Genomic DNA, 15694 nt, shown 5'->3' on the forward strand with positions numbered 1-15694 from the left:
CCGCCCATCATTTCCATAATTTCGTGCTGCCACGCTGTCATAAGATTTATGAGCCGTTTGTATCCGATTTCAGGATTCAATCGTTTAACCAATTCAGGAACTTGCGTCGCAATGCCCCAGTTACATTTACCCTCGTGGCAAGTTCTACACAAATGACAGCCCAGCGCCAAAAGCGCCGAAGTCGCAATATATACGCAATCCGCACCCAAGGCTACCGCTTTAACTATATCCGCGCTTGAACGAATACTGCCGCCCACAACTATTGATACGTTATCGCGGATTCCTTCTTCCCGAAGACGTGAATCGACACATGCCAAAGCAAGTTCTATAGGAATTCCCACATTATCGCGGATTCTTGTGGGAGCCGCCCCCGTTCCGCCTCTAAATCCGTCAATGGAAATTATATCCGCACCGCTTCTTGTAATACCGCTTGCAATAGCGGCTATATTGTGAACGGCGGCAATTTTAACGATGACCGGTTTTTTGTATTCTGTGGCTTCTTTCAGAGAAAAAACAAGTTGACGCAGATCTTCAATAGAATAAATATCGTGATGCGGAGCGGGTGAAATTGAGTCGCCGCCTTCAGGAATCATTCTTGTCCGCGAAATATCTCCGACAATTTTTGTACCCGGCAAATGCCCGCCTATACCGGGTTTTGCACCCTGCCCCATTTTAATTTCTATCGCCGCGCCGCTGCTGAGATACTGCGGGTTAACTCCGAAACGCCCTGAAGCGACCTGAACGATAGTGTTTTTCCCGTAGCGGTAAAAATCTTCGTGCAAACCGCCTTCGCCTGTGTTATAAAGAACGCCTAATTTTTCTGCGGCTCTTGCCAGGCTTTCGTGTGCGTTGTAACTGATAGAGCCGTAACTCATAGCCGAAAACATTATAGGCATAGACAACGACAATTGCGGCGGCAAATTATTTTTTATTTTTCCGCTTTCGTCCCGTTTTATTTGACACGGTTTTGTTCCTAGAAAAACCTTTGTTTCCATCGGCTCGCGCAACGGGTCTATCGATGGATTCGTAACTTGCGAAGCGTTCAGAAGTATCTTGTCGAAATACACGGGAAAATCTTCGGGATTGCCCATGCTTGACAACAAGACGCCGCCGGAGTTTGCTTGACGATATACTTCGTTTATTGTTTTTTTCGTCCAGTTTTTGTTTTCTTTGTACGTATTTTGGCTTGTGACGATTTTTAGCGCACGGGTCGGACAAAGTGAAACGCAACGATGGCAATTTACGCATTTGGCATCATCGCAAACCATCTTTTTGGAGTCGGCAAGATATTCATGAACTTCGTTAGCGCATTGCCTCTCACAAGCGCGGCAAACTATACATTTATCATAATTTCTCGCTACTTCATAGTCGGGATATAAAAAATTTATCGCCATTATTTCTCACTTTCGTCGTTAATGTTGATTATCACCGGCTGCCCGCCTTTAGGCGCCCAAACATTTTCAAGATTCGGCTCAATAATACGAATAGCCGCTTCTTCACTTGCGATATAAACCACATCGTCCTTTTCACCTACAACCATACTTCGCAGTTTCAGTCTGTCGTTGAGCGCCATCAACCCTCCTTCAAAACCGACCATAATTGAAAACGGTCCCGTAATGAGCTGAGCGGAGAACATTATTCGCAGATATTCAAACCTTTCCTTTTCGTCTTTTGTTTGCCGTGCGATAGTCTGCCAAAACGGAGCGGCTATAACCGACGCTATTTCGTCAAAAGTCAATCCTTTTTTTCTGTGCAGATAATCAATTATATAAGTAATGACTTCGGTATCTGTTTGAAGCGTACATTTATAGCCGTACATTTCAATAGCGCGTCGATTTGCGTCATAAGACGATATTTCGCCGTTATGCACAACCGAATAATCAAGCAGTGCAAAAGGGTGCGCACCGCCCCACCAGCCGGGAGTATTTGTCGGATAACGTCCGTGCGCCGTAAAGCAATAGCCCTCATATTCTTCAAGTTTATAAAAACGTCCGACATCTTCCGGAAAACCGACCGCCTTGAAAACACCCATATTTTTCCCGCTTGAGAAGACGTAAGCGCCGTTAATTTTTGTATTCACGTAAAATACGCATCTTGCGGTAAATTCACGTTCGTTATTTTGACTTTCCGCTAATTTTGTCGGTAGCGGCGTAACGAAATAACGCCAGATAAGCGGCTCATCCGTAATTTCTTTCATTTTTCTGACAGGAATTTTGGAAAGGTTTATAATATCAAAATGCCGCTCCAAAAACTCTTCACATTCTTTTTTTACCTGCACGCTGTCATAAAAAATATGAAACGCGTAATAGTCCTTGTATTCCGGATAAATTCCATACGCCGCAAAGCCGCCGCCCAATCCGTTTGAACGGTCGTGCATTACCGCAATAGATTGGATAATCGCCTCACCGCTCATACGTTTGCCGGATTTGCTTATGATTCCCGATATTGCGCAACCCGACGGAATTCTTACCTGTCCTTCTCGCTGCATATATTCTCCTTGATAAGCGTATAAACAAAAAGACGTTCATCAAATAATACGGACTCCGCACTATCCAATGAACGCCTTTGTTCAAATTGTCGATAATATACTTTGTGTATTATATCGCTGTCAAGAAAAATTTATATTTTTTTGAAAAATAAAATGTTCTTATTTGGTCATTGCGCAAGTAAAGGACAGGAACGGCAAGAGTTACAAATATTTCGCGAAATTCGGTGTTAAGATGTAATGTACAGGTAAATAGTTTACATAATTTTTTTACTGATATCTATCATTTTGCGGATGGAATTTTCTGCTTTTTTAATAATTTGCGTATCTAAAATTATCTCAGGCGACAAGGTTTCAAGCGAATCTGCAAGTTTCTTAAGCGTAATTTTTTTCATATTCGGGCAAGTGGCGTTTTGGCTTGCTAAAATAAATTTTTTCAGGGGATTTTCTTTTTGCAAGCGGTGAAGCATCCCTTCTTCCGTGCCGATAATAAAAATTTCTGCGTTGCTTTTTTGAACGAACATACTCATTTGTCCTGTCGATAAAATTTCATCGGAAGTATCGCAAACTTCTTTTGTGCATTCGGGATGTACCATAGTTATCGCATGAGGATATTGTTTTTTTAATTCAATTATATTCTCCGGTAAAATCCGCGAATGTGTAGGACAAAATCCGTCCCAGACAATGAATTTTCGTCCGGTTTTTTCGGCGACAACCCGTGCAAGCCATTTGTCCGGCACAAAAATTATTTCCTGATTTTTATCAAAAGCGTATTCGACAATTTTTGCGGCGTTGCTTGACGTACAGCACAAATCCGCTTGCGCTTTTACTTGTATAGAACTGTTTACATAGCATAAAACTTTCGCGTTTGGATTTTCATTTTTGAGTTTGCGTACTTGTTCGGCATTCACCATATCCGCCATAGGACATCCGGCATTTTCGTCCGGAAGCAAAACAATTTTGTCCGGCGAAAGCGTTTTTGCCGTTTCAGCCATAAAAAGCACTCCGCAAAACACTATAATTTTTTCTTTTACCTGCGCCGCTTTAATCGACAATTCTAAAGAATCACCAGAAAAATCGGCAATATCCTGAATTTCGGAGCGCTGGTAATTATGTGCAAGAATTACTGCGTTTTTTTCTTTGCGCAATTTATTTATTTTTTCGACATACTGATAATTTTCCATTTGTTTTTCTCCGTTGCCGACCTATGCCATAATCCGTAACTTTATTATACATTTCATAAATTAACATTATAGTCTTTAACTTTTATTCTATCAAAAAATTTAGCTTTCCAGAATGGAATTAACACGTTAATTTCTTCAATTTGTTTCATAGTGAAGTCTCCAACCGCACAGAATAATTGTCTATTACGATGTTTTACTTGCAGATTCTCCGTATTCCTGAATCGACTTCACGGAATAATCATGTTTTGAAAGAGAATCCATTCCCGCAACCGCCGCTTGAGCCGCTTCTATTGTAGTTATATATGGAATGCCGCTTTGAACTGCCGCCATGCGTATCGGCTTGCTGTCGGCAAGCGCACGCTGACCTTCGGGAATATTTATAAGCAGGTCAAACTTTCCGGCGCGAATCATATCTACAATATCCGGCTTACTCATACCTACTTTCGGAACGGCGATTGCCGCAACGCCGTTATTGACAAGCATTCTTGCCGTACCCTCGGTAGAATAAATCGTAAAACCCAGTTCGTGTATTTTTTTTGCCATAAAAACAATGTGGCGTCTTATCGTGTTTTTCACCGAAATAAACACCGCTCCGTTGGCGGGAAGTTTATTATATGCGGCTTCTTGCGCTTTTGCGTACGCTATGGAAAAATCTTTGTCTATACCCATTACTTCGCCGGTGGATTTCATTTCAGGTCCCAGCATGGTATCCGCTCCGGGAAATTTGTTAAACGGCAAAACCGCTTCTTTTACGGCAAAATAATCCATAGTGCGCTCCCGCGCTTCCGGAATGTTTTCAAGTGGAATTCCCGTCATAACTTTAGCGGCAATTCTCGCCCAGGCAATACCGGTGGCCTTGCTCACAAACGGCACGGTGCGGCTTGCACGCGGATTCGCCTCAATAATATAAATATCGTTGCCGTCAACCGCAAACTGAATGTTCATAAGTCCTATTACATTGAGTTCCATCGCGACGTTTTTGGTTATTTCTTCGATCTTTTTGACTATTCTTCGCGGCAGAGTATGAGGCGGAAGAACACAAGCGGAATCGCCGGAATGAACGCCCGCTTCTTCTATATGTTCCATTATCCCGCAAATCATCGTTTGCTTACCGTCGCAAAGCGCATCGACATCCACTTCTATCGCATCTCGTATAAATTTGTCTATCAGGACGGGACGATTTTCACCCGCTTCTTTTGCTTCGTTTACGAATTTATCTAATCCGTCGGGTGAGTAAATAGTGCGCATTCCGCGTCCACCTAAGACGAAACTCGGACGCAAAAGTATCGGGTATCCCACTCTGTTTGCTATTTCTGTTGCTTCTTGCGGAGTATTCGCCATTCCGTTTTCGGGTTGTTTTACTCCAAGTTTTCTGCACATCGCGTTAAATTCGTCGCGGTCTTCAGCTTTGTCGATACTTTCTACGGACGTACCGATAATTTTTGCTCCCGCGTCACGAAGTTTTTTAGCCAAATTCAGCGGGGTCTGTCCGCCGAACTGTACTATGACGCCGTCAGGTTTTTCTTGATCGACTATATTCATAACGTCTTCAAAAGTCAACGGCTCAAAATAAAGTTTATCCGAAGTGTCATAATCGGTCGATACGGTTTCTGGATTGGAATTTACCATAATCGACTCAATTCCAAGTTCTTTGAGGGCAAACGCCGCCTGACAACAGCAGTAGTCAAATTCAATCCCTTGTCCGATTCTGTTTGGTCCGCCGCCCAAAATCAATATTTTTCGTTTGGAATCGGATACGGACTCATTTTCACTTTCGTAAGTGGAATAGTAGTAAGGCGTATATGCTTCAAATTCCGCGGCGCAGGTATCAACTAATTTATATACGGTGAATACGCCCAATTCTTTGCGAATTTCGCGGATTTGAACTTCTTTAAGATTATTGGCAGATGCAATTTGAATATCGGAAAATCCCATTGATTTGGCTTGCGTCAATAATTCTTTTTGTGCGTTTTTGGGCATATTTGTAAATTTTGGCAACTCTTTTTCAAATTCTACTATATCTTTCATATTGTTCAAAAACCATTTATCGACTTTGGTTATGTCGTGTATTTCGTCTATCGAAATTCCTTTGTCAAGCGCAGCGCGAATTAAATAAATTCTGTCGGCGCAAAGCGTTTTCAGTTCGTCCTTAATTTTTTGTGTAGGACAGTCAAGATATTTTTTAGTCTCAAAACCGTTATGACGTGTTTCAAGTCCTCGAAGACCTTTTTGCAAACTCTCTTTGAAAGTTCGCCCGATTGCCATCGTCTCTCCGACAGCCTTCATTTGTACGCCTAACCGAGCGTCCGCTTCGGGAAATTTTTCAAACGCAAAACGCGGAATTTTTGTTACAACGTAATCTATAGCCGGTTCAAATGACGCGGGAGTTTCACGGGTAATGTCGTTCATAATTTCGTCTAAAGTATAACCGACGCTTAACTTTGCCGCAAATTTTGCAATGGGAAAGCCGGTCGCTTTGCTGGCAAGCGCAGAACTTCTGCTTACACGAGGGTTCATTTCAATGATAATCATTCGTCCGTTCTGAGGATTTACCGCAAACTGCACGTTGCTTCCACCTGTTTCTACTCCGACTTTGCGAATTATTGCAATTGCGGCGTCACGCATCTTTTGGTACTGCCTGTCTGTAAGGGTTTGCGCGGGCGCTACCGTTATGGAGTCACCCGTGTGCACTCCCATCGGATCAATATTTTCGATGGAACAAATTATGACGACATTGTCTTTTCTGTCGCGCATAACTTCCAATTCGTATTCTTTCCACCCCAAAATTGATTCGTCTATAAGAATCTCGTTTGTCGGCGACGAATGCAATCCTTTTTTTGCCGCTTCTTCAAATTCGTCGCGCGTATATATTATTCCTCCACCCGTTCCGCCCATAGTAAAACTAGGGCGTACGATACATGGGAAACCGAGTTCTTCAACGATGTTCCAAGCTTCTTCAATGCTGTGAGCAAATTTCGCTTTCGGCATTTCAAGACCTATTTCTTCCATCGCTTTTTTAAATTCGCTGCGATCTTCCGCACATTTTATCGCTTTTTCGTCCGCTCCGATTAATTCTACGTTGTAACGGTCAAGCGTACCGTTTTTGCAAAGCGCCATAGCCACGTTTAGCGCGGTTTGTCCGCCCATAGTCGGAAGCAGCGCGTCTGGACGTTCGCGGGCGATGATTTTTTCCACCGCTTCCGGCGTAACCGGTTCAATGTAAGTTTTATCCGCCATATTCGGGTCGGTCATTATCGTAGCCGGATTGGAATTTATAAGTACGACCTCAAACCCCTCCTGCTTAAGCGCCTTGCACGCCTGTGCTCCCGAGTAGTCAAACTCGCACGCTTGACCTATAATTATCGGACCGCTTCCTATTATCATAATTTTGCGCAAATCGCTTCTTTTCGGCACTTTCCGTTTTCCCTTTCGTATTTATCGCTTTAGGCAGTTTCGGACGATAAAATAATATTTCCCAAAACGTGTTACACGACAAGAAAGAAAACATATAAAATTATTTAACATATTTGACAAAATACGTTTGCCAAATATTACATTATAATTATGATGATTTCTTAATTACTGAAAAATAAGGATATTCCGGTTAATCATGAAACGAATAATGAATTTTTTTTATGTAATTTTAGTATTTATATCGTTTCCGTTTTTTATGATTGGATGCAAAAAAAACCCCTCAAAACCGGACAACAAAACATCAAATATTTACACCTCGTTTCGTAATATTCCCGGAGTTACCAAAGAAGAAATTAAATTTGTAGAAAATATTCGTAAACGATTTGAGTTTTTTGTTTTCGGAGGAAATTACGGGACAGAATTATTTATCGATAGCAACGGAGAATTAGACGGATTTACCGTTATGTTTTGCGATTGGCTTTCAGACTTATTTGAAATGCAATTTAAACCGAAAATTTATAAATGGGATGATTTGCTTGAAGGGCTTGAGAACGGAGAAGTGAATTTTACTGGTGAAATGACTGCTACGGAAGAACGCCTGAAAACATATTTTATGACAGGTCCTATAGCGCAGCGACCGCTTATATCGGTAACGAAAAAAAACAGTGAGCCGTTGTCTCATATTGCCAAAATACGGAATTTGCGCTACGGTTTTTTATCGAATGTAACCACAGATAAAGATATTTTCGCTCGAACTGTGCTAAATTTTGAAGCGATATATATTAACGATTACGATGTCGCTTGTAATATGCTCAAAAATGAAGAAATTGACGTTTTTTTTGAAGAAAGCCCTGCGGAAGCCGTTTTTGGAGCGCACGAAGAATTTAATATTACGCCATTTTTTCCGCTGATTTTTAGCCCGGTATCGCTGACAACACAAAACAAGGAACTTGAGCCGTTTATTTCGATAGTGAATAAAGCGTTGCAAAACGACGGAATTAAATATCTTACCAACCTTTACAATAATGGTTACAAAATATACAAAAAAAACTTGTTAGACACGCGGTTAACAGAAGAAGAACGCGCTTATATAACCGAACGTTCTGTGATACCTTTTGCGGCGGAAAACGCAAATTACCCTATATGTTTTTATAACGCTCACAAAAAAACTTGGAATGGAATTGCAATTGATTTATTGAAAGAAATTGAATTTCTGACAGGACTTAAATTTAAGAGAATTAATAATCAAGACAAAGAAATTTCAAATTTATTGGATTTGCTTGCAAGCGGTGAAGCGTCCATTATTTCCGAATTAATACTTACAAACTATAGCGACGAACGCTTTTTGTGGTCTGAAACTACGCTTTTTGAAGATGATTTCGCTCTTATTTCTCATTCAGAACTAAGAAATATCAACGTTTATGAAATATCATATTATAAGATAGCGTTAGTTAAAGGAACAGCATCCTCCACATTGTTTCGCAGTTGGTTTCCGTTTCACAAAGACTTCATAGAATACGACAATACAAATGCCGCATTTAACGCATTGATTCGAGGAGATGTAGATATGGTAATGGCAAGTCATAATAAACTCCTCATGCTGACAAATTACAGGGAACTTCCGGATTACAAGATAAACTTCTCATTCAATGATAATTTTAAATCTACATACGGTTATAAATCTACATTCGGATTCAATAAAGATGAAGTTATTTTACGTTCTATAGTTGACAAAGCTCTTCAAGTGATCGACGTAGAATCAATATCGGAAGAATGGTTGTGTAAAACTTATGATTACAAAATAAAAATGATGAAAATGCAAATTCCTTGGATGATTGGAGGTATAGTTGTTTTACTGATAATTCCCACAATTCTTTATCGACTTCGCAGACAAACCGAAGAAAGCAAAAAACTTGAGAAGCAAGTCTTTGAGCGAACCGCAGAACTTGAAATGCAACACTTACTCGCTTCTACTATAAATGATACCGCAGCGCTTCTTTTGGAATCAAATCCGTTAAATTATTGGGATGTCATAAATAATTGTGTCGGTATGATTGGAAGACAAATAGATGTAGATAGCGTGTGTTTGTGGCAATGTTTTAGAAATGAAGACGGGACGTGTTTTTACAAACGGGTGTGCAGTTGGTCGGGTAAAGAACAAGTAAAAAATTACGGATCGGAAGAATTAGCATATCAAGATGTTATTTCGGATATGGAAGAAACGCTTTTGCGCGGGGAATATGTAAGAAAAGTTCAAGATGAGTTTTCCAAAAGAGAACTTCTATATTTTGAACGTATGCATGTTCAATCTTTTGTAGCGGTTCCAATGTTTTTAGAAAATAATTTCTGGGGATTTGCCGGTTTTTACGATTGTCAAAGGACGCGTAAATTTTCCGTTCCCGAATGTTACTCGCTGTATTCGTGGGGATTGCTTACTACCAGCGCAATTCAACGCGGTATTATCGTAAACGACATGCAAAATACCTTGGCAAAACTTCAAACGGTTGTAGGCAAATATGCGGGTGTAATTTGGAGTGTAGATCTTAACGGGATAATAACAACATTTGACGGACAACTTTTGAGTGAAATAGGAATTGAAACATCGTCTATGCTAGGGAAATCTGTTGATTCCGTCAGTGAACTTAATAATTTTATTGATATTATCAAAAATGCAGAGAAAACATTCAGTGAAGGCGCACAGAACTGGTCTTGCGAAATCGACGGTCGCGTATTAAGATCTCACACGGCGCAAATAAAAGATACGAATGGGAACGTAATAGGCGTAGTCGGCAGCACGGACGACGTGTCGGAATCCATAAGAATTCAGAATGATTTGGCAAAAGCCGCAAAAGCCGCTGAAGCCGCAAATAAAACAAAGTCTGCTTTCCTGGCTAATATGAGCCATGAAATACGTACGCCTATGAATAGTATAATAGGATTTTCGGAATTAGCTATTAGTGACGATATCCCGACAAAAACTAAAGAATACATAGATAATATATCAAGAAGCGCAAAAGCATTGCTTCAAATTATAAATGATATTTTAGACCTCTCAAAAATTGAATCGGGAAAAATGGAGATAGAATCAATTCCGTTTAATCTTCACGACGTATTGTATCAGTGTAAAACGGTAATAACCCATAAAGCGGTTGAAAAAAATATAATACTGCATTTTTACGCAGAACCTATATTAAATAAAAAACTGCTTGGCGATCCGACCAAATTGCGTCAAGTGCTTATCAATCTTTTAAGTAATTCGATAAAATTTACAAATGTCGGCGCGGTCAAGCTTTCTGCAACCGCCGAAGATTTAACAGATAAAAGTTGTACGATACATTTTGAGGTTAAAGATAGCGGAATCGGCATATCTTCCGATGAATTAAAAAATATATTTGAACCGTTTGTACAAGCGGACGCCAGCATTACACGCAAATACGGGGGAACAGGATTAGGACTCCCAATAACAAAAAACATCGTTGAGTTGATGGGTGGTAAAATTACAGTGGAAAGTTCCCCTGGAATCGGTAGCAAATTTAGTTTTGATATTATATTTCAAACAATAGACGTCAACGAAAACGAGGACGGCGACGGCGACGGCGTTGAAGAAATCGTTGAAAAACCGATGTTCAGCGATGAAGAAATACTTGTATGTGAAGATAACGCAATGAACCAGCAAGTTATTACCGAGCATCTTTCCAGAGTCGGGCTTCGCACTGTAATCGCAGAAAACGGTAAAATAGGGATTGATCTTGTAAAGGAGCGCAAAAATAAAGGAGAAAAACCATTTTCATTGATTTTTATGGATATGCAAATGCCTGTTATGGATGGACTTGAAGCCGCTCCAAAAATCATGGAATTGGAAACACAAACGCCGATAGTTGCTATGACAGCGAATGTTATGTCCAACGAAATGGAATTTTACAGGAATGCCGGCATGAATGACTGCGTAGGTAAACCGTTTACAACACAGGAATTGTGGCATTGTTTGTTAAAATATATTACTCCAGCAAATAAGGCGTTTGCGGCTTCAAATATGCATGCAAGTATAGACAAAGACGCCGATGAAAAATTGCATAAACGCTTATTAATTGATTTTGTCAAAGATAATAAAAAAAAATTCGACGAAATTGTCGAAGCAATAAATAATGATGATATTAAACTTGCCCATCGATTGGCACATACTTTAAAAAGCACTGCTGGACTTATAGGTAAAATTTCGCTGCAAAACGCAGCCAATGATATTGAAAAAATGTTAAAAGACGGAAAAGATAATACGACAAAGGCAAGTATGGATATTCTTAAATTTGAGCTAAATACAGTTCTGAAAGATCTTATGCCGCTGCTTGAAAAAAGCGTAAAACTTACAAAAACGACAGAAAATCTTTCGGAAAAAGAAACACTAGTGCTTATTGAAAAATTAGAACATTTACTGAAAAGCGGCAATCCCGAATGTTTGGAACTTTCAGAAAAGCTAAATAGCATACCGGGAAGTGAAAATCTTATTGAATTGATGGAAAATTTTGATTTCGGACCGGCAGCCGCCGCGCTTGCTGATTTGAAGAAAGGATTGGGGATACTATAAATGGATATTACGCCAAAAAACAGTATACTGATAGTGGACGATGAAAAAACTAATCTTATGGCGCTAAATCATTTGTTGCATGAAAAATACACGGTTTATACGGCAAAAGACGGAAGAACCGCTATCGAAAGAGTGAAAGAATATTTACCGGATTTGGTTTTGTTAGATGTCATAATGCCGGAAATGAACGGATACGAGATACTTGCTGAAATTAGGAAACTAGACGGTAAAATTAAAGAAGTCCCCGTTATTTTCATTACCGGTCTCAGCGATAGTGAAAACGAAGAGAAAGGATTACTGTCGGGAGCAGCCGATTACATAGGTAAACCGTTTAGTTCGGCTATCGTAAAATTGAGAGTTCATAACCAATTACAAATCGTAAATCAGATGCGTATTATTGAACGTTTAAGCCAAATAGACCAATTGACAGGGATACCCAATAGGCGCAGTTTAGATAATCAGATGTTTGTGGAATGGGGAAGAGCGGTTAGAGAAAATATACCTATCGGTTTTTTGATGATTGATGTGGACAAGTTTAAAACATTTAACGACACATACGGACATCAGCACGGCGATGTTGTTTTGCAGACAGTTGCAAAAATTCTTACGCATACGTTAAAACGTTCAGGCGATTTTGCCGCTCGTTATGGAGGAGAAGAATTTTCAGTATTGCTTCCAAATACGGATATAGACGGAGTGACGGATATTGCCGAGCAAATTCGTAAGGCAATTGAAAAAGAATCAATACCTTGCAAAGACGGATCAATAACTAATGTTACGATTAGTATCGGGGTTCATTCGTTAGAGCCGTCGCAAAACGATACAATTCAGTCGTTGATTGCCAAAGCGGACGAAGCGCTTTATGCCGCTAAAAATACGGGTAGAAATAAAGTTTGCCGAGCCGAAGAAATTTTATTGGAAACGTGAAATAAAAACGCCTTGCTTTTAGTGTGAAGTTAATTTATTCCAGCCGATTGTTATCGCCATATTTATAGAAAATCCGAAAAACGGCGTTGTATTTGAATCTTCAAAAACATTTTCGGTTTTGGCGTTTGAAAATCCGCCGAAAATTTCCGCAGTATTGTGTTTGTATTCATAAACAAGTGAAAGCCAGCCGGCAGTTTCACGGTGTATGTTTCCGTAGGGAATTTTATCTTTTCGCGTTCCATGCATTGTTTCTATGTCGTAATTTATATCTCGTTCTCCCTGTCGTAGAAGCCAGAAGTACGCTTCGGTTTTCAAGCCGATTTTGTCGAAACAATGTCCGAGTTTTCCCCAGTATATCTGATTATCAGAGCCAAGCGGACTGCCTATAAGCGCTTCTTTGTTACGGTATCTTAAAGCATCGCCTGTTACGTGATTATACACATAGGAGTTAATTTGTCCCGCTTCTGCAAATCCGTAAATAATTTTTGGAACGTTGAATTTCGCTCCGGCGATAAATCCCAGACAATTTTGTACGCTTTGCGACGCGCCGTCTCTGTCGCCTTGAATATCATCAATCAAAAGTTCGCCGTATATTTTTAATTTTTTATCGAAAAAATTTGCGTAAGCGTCAATTGAACCGAGAGATTTTTCACCGTCGTTTCCATAACGCCAATTTGATATTTGCGCGTAATGATATATGAAAACAGGAATTAAATATTGAAGCTCAAAAGAACGTCCGTTTCCCGCATAAATTTCCGCCTGCGAGACCGCAATTCCCCACAAATCGCGGTAGTATTCTATTCTTCCGTAAGCAAGAAACCTGTGCACTAAAATTTCTTGCGGCGAATGCTCGTAGTAATATCCCCAAGGCGTGCTGTTTAGTTGTGCGGCGAGTCCGTAAATTGTAAATCCCCACAGTTTATATCTCTGATAAAGTCCTGTGAAACCCATATTATAATCGGAAAGCAGCAATCCGCCTATTTGTGAAGGTCCGAAATTGTAATAATCTTTGCCGACGCCGATTGAAATATAATCGTTCGGCGTAAATTTTAACATTAATCTGTGTACGTCAAGCGCTTTAAGCGTATCTTTATGATCATTCCCTTTTTCGGGTTTTACCCAATCCAGCGTTTTCCCATAAATTGCTTTGTTGTCAAGAAAAACTCCAAAAACAAAATCCAACGCTTTATATCCGATTGAGTCGCCGAAATACGCTATAATTCGTCCGTTATTTATGTCTTTAGCGTAGATTCCTCCTGATTTCAGGCGTAAATTGAAATTATTCGCTAATAAAAATTCCGAATCATTTTTGAATCGTAAAGTATAAACGCTGTCTTTTTCGGCATTTCTGTGTATGTTGTCGTCTAAAACGACAGGTAAAGCAAAAACAGACGTCATGCAAACGACAAGCGACAAAAAAATATTTCTCATTCGTCTCCCAACAAAGTCGTCAGTTCAAATCAATTGTATGATTTTACATCAATACGGGACATCTTTTTTCGGTTCAATGGCAACGTTTAACTCAATGGACGGTTTCTGTTTCACGTTAGTCTCAAAGACAATTTTTCCGTTTTCGTATTTGCTGACGTTTCTTATGAATTCAAAATCAAATTCGTAAGTCGTAATGCCCTCTTTGTCGGGTTTGCCCTTGTTTTTAACGGTCGTCTTTACAACAATCGGCGAAATGTTTTCCTGATTGTTGCTCAAAATATATTGCGCTTTTTTAATTATCAAATCCGGTTGCGAAGCCAAAAGGGATACGGAACCGTTAATTTTTCCATTATCTGAAAATAAATTCATCCATCTCTGCGAAATGTCGAGCGCAGCCTTTATGAACGTCTTGATTCTAAGTTGAATTCGCGATGAATCCGGATCGTTTGAATAAACAGTTAGAATTTTTTCCTGATGTCCGGTAAAACCATCGGTATTAAATTCCGCCAATATATTTCCAGCGGTACCGGGCGCTATTACGGAATCAAATTTTGCAACCGTACATCCGCAACTCGGACGCACGGATGTTATTTTAAGCGGCTCATTCCCATTGTTTACTATAGAAAACGTATGTGACAACACCTTGTTGCCGTCTGGGATCGTTCCAAAATCAAATGTTTTTTGCTCTACGAAAAGTCTTGGTTGCGCGTATAAAACAGCCGCGACAAACAGCGATGACAAAACAATTTTCATTTTCATAAACATACCTCCAAATGAAAAACATTAAAAAATAAATTAACTCATACTCAAAACTACTTTTATTTACAAAACAATAATAAAAAATTAGATGACTATATACAATTTTACACAAAGATATAATCAACCCATTTTATGGGTTATTTTATTAATCAAATTACTTTTTGCCAATGAAAAATTGGCAATTAAAATCAAAAATTCAGACTTTCCTGTCAAAAATTAAAAATCCGCCCAATTCTTTTTATTGCTTGGGTGTATATAAAAATTACATCCCAGATTTAACTTAATGTAAAACATTAAATAAAATCACATAATCTCCTGAAATATATACACGTTTCCGCCGTCGGTTATTACTTTTAAAATAAAGGAAACAGGTATGTTAAGTTTGAGGAGTTTTAATTCAATTTTAGATTTGATAAGTGAATTTTCAACAGAAGAAATTTGCATTGAGCATTTAGAGTCAATGCGTTGGGCAGATAATATTGTCAGCCCGTTTGACCCTGATTCCAAAGTTTACAAATGCAAGGGCGGAAAATATCGGTGCAGGAATACGGGCAAGTATTTTAACGTTAAGACAGGCACTTTATTTGATAATACTAAAATCAAACTTAAAAAATGGTTTTTGGCTATTTGGTTAATCACCTCTCATAAGAAAGGAATCTCATCTTTACAACTTTCAAGGGATATAAATGTGACTCAAAAGACTGCTTGGTTTATGCTACAGCGCATTAGGAAGTGTTTTGAGGCTGAGAATAACAATGTGTTAGATAATTTACATTGTGTTCACACTAAACCGGGCGTCAATACACATTGCCAGAAAAATAAATCCGCTGAACACCACATCTAACTTGTCATAACGAGTGAACACTTTTCGAAAACGCTTTAACCACAAGAAAAATCGCTCAATTTCGTTCC

The 15694-nt window shown here is 39.4% G+C and carries 9 protein-coding genes and 1 pseudogene; 3 read left to right on the top strand and 7 right to left on the bottom strand.

The genetic code is table 11. The annotated features are described in order from the left end of the window. From LBH98_09995 to carB, 4 genes are all read right to left on the bottom strand, one after another. Nucleotides 1-1394: alpha-hydroxy-acid oxidizing protein (locus LBH98_09995; GenBank protein MDR0305078.1), on the bottom strand; the 1394-nt coding region annotated here is incomplete at its 3' end. After that, nucleotides 1394-2488 carry a hypothetical protein gene (locus LBH98_10000; protein MDR0305079.1) on the bottom strand — a complete coding sequence of 365 codons (1095 nt, stop codon included), beginning with the start codon at nucleotides 2486-2488 and terminating at the stop codon, nucleotides 1394-1396. The genes LBH98_10000 and LBH98_09995, both read right to left, overlap by 1 nt. A gap of 254 nt (nucleotides 2489-2742) precedes the next feature. Next, on the bottom strand, nucleotides 2743-3669 hold the full coding sequence (gene nadA / locus LBH98_10005; protein ID MDR0305080.1) for a quinolinate synthase NadA: 927 nt from the start codon (nucleotides 3667-3669) through the stop codon (nucleotides 2743-2745). 183 nt (nucleotides 3670-3852) lie between these two features. After that, a complete protein-coding gene (carB, locus tag LBH98_10010; GenBank protein MDR0305081.1) occupies nucleotides 3853-7083 on the bottom strand; it encodes a carbamoyl-phosphate synthase large subunit in 3231 nt (1076 codons plus the stop codon). A 196-nt stretch (nucleotides 7084-7279) separates the two neighbouring features. On the opposite strand from carB, the gene LBH98_10015 reads away from it, so the two are divergent. Further along, a complete protein-coding gene (locus LBH98_10015; GenBank protein ID MDR0305082.1) occupies nucleotides 7280-11665 on the top strand; it encodes a transporter substrate-binding domain-containing protein in 4386 nt (1461 codons plus the stop codon). Continuing rightward, complete coding sequence (locus LBH98_10020; protein ID MDR0305083.1) at nucleotides 11666-12592, top strand: diguanylate cyclase; 927 nt, start codon at nucleotides 11666-11668, stop codon at nucleotides 12590-12592. 18 nt (nucleotides 12593-12610) lie between these two features. On the opposite strand, the gene LBH98_10025 is transcribed toward LBH98_10020, so the two are convergent. Together LBH98_10025 and LBH98_10030 are read right to left on the bottom strand one after the other, a co-directional pair. Continuing rightward, entirely contained in the window at nucleotides 12611-14023 is a 1413-nt protein-coding gene (locus tag LBH98_10025; protein ID MDR0305084.1) for a capsule assembly Wzi family protein, read from the bottom strand. 48 nt (nucleotides 14024-14071) lie between these two features. Then, the gene (locus tag LBH98_10030) at nucleotides 14072-14782 is read right to left on the bottom strand and encodes a DUF1573 domain-containing protein (protein ID MDR0305085.1); all 711 of its coding nucleotides are present in this window, start codon (nucleotides 14780-14782) and stop codon (nucleotides 14072-14074) included. Nucleotides 14783-15245: 463 nt separating this feature from the next. Between LBH98_10030 and LBH98_10035 the strand changes: the two are divergent. After that, nucleotides 15246-15515 (top strand): annotated as a pseudogene (locus tag LBH98_10035) (IS1595 family transposase). 36 nt (nucleotides 15516-15551) lie between these two features. On the opposite strand, the gene LBH98_10040 reads toward LBH98_10035, so the two are convergent. Further along, a partial coding sequence (locus LBH98_10040; protein MDR0305086.1) for an IS5/IS1182 family transposase occupies nucleotides 15552-15694 on the bottom strand: 143 nt, incomplete at its 5' end.

The organism is Chitinispirillales bacterium (assembly GCA_031254455.1).
GTDB lineage: Bacteria > Fibrobacterota > Chitinivibrionia > Chitinivibrionales > Chitinivibrionaceae > WRFX01.

Excerpts from the sequence above, each read along its gene's own strand:
- LBH98_10000 (MDR0305079.1), bottom strand. The coding sequence starts at position 2,488 with ATGCAGCGAGAAGGACAGGTAAGAATTCCGTCGGGTTGCGCAATATCG.
- LBH98_10020 (MDR0305083.1), top strand. The coding sequence starts at position 11,666 with ATGGATATTACGCCAAAAAACAGTATACTGATAGTGGACGATGAAAAA.
- LBH98_10030 (MDR0305085.1), bottom strand. The coding sequence starts at position 14,782 with ATGAAAATGAAAATTGTTTTGTCATCGCTGTTTGTCGCGGCTGTTTTA.
- LBH98_10015 (MDR0305082.1), top strand. The coding sequence starts at position 7,280 with ATGAAACGAATAATGAATTTTTTTTATGTAATTTTAGTATTTATATCG.
- LBH98_10025 (MDR0305084.1), bottom strand. The coding sequence starts at position 14,023 with ATGAGAAATATTTTTTTGTCGCTTGTCGTTTGCATGACGTCTGTTTTT.
- nadA (MDR0305080.1), bottom strand. The coding sequence starts at position 3,669 with ATGGAAAATTATCAGTATGTCGAAAAAATAAATAAATTGCGCAAAGAA.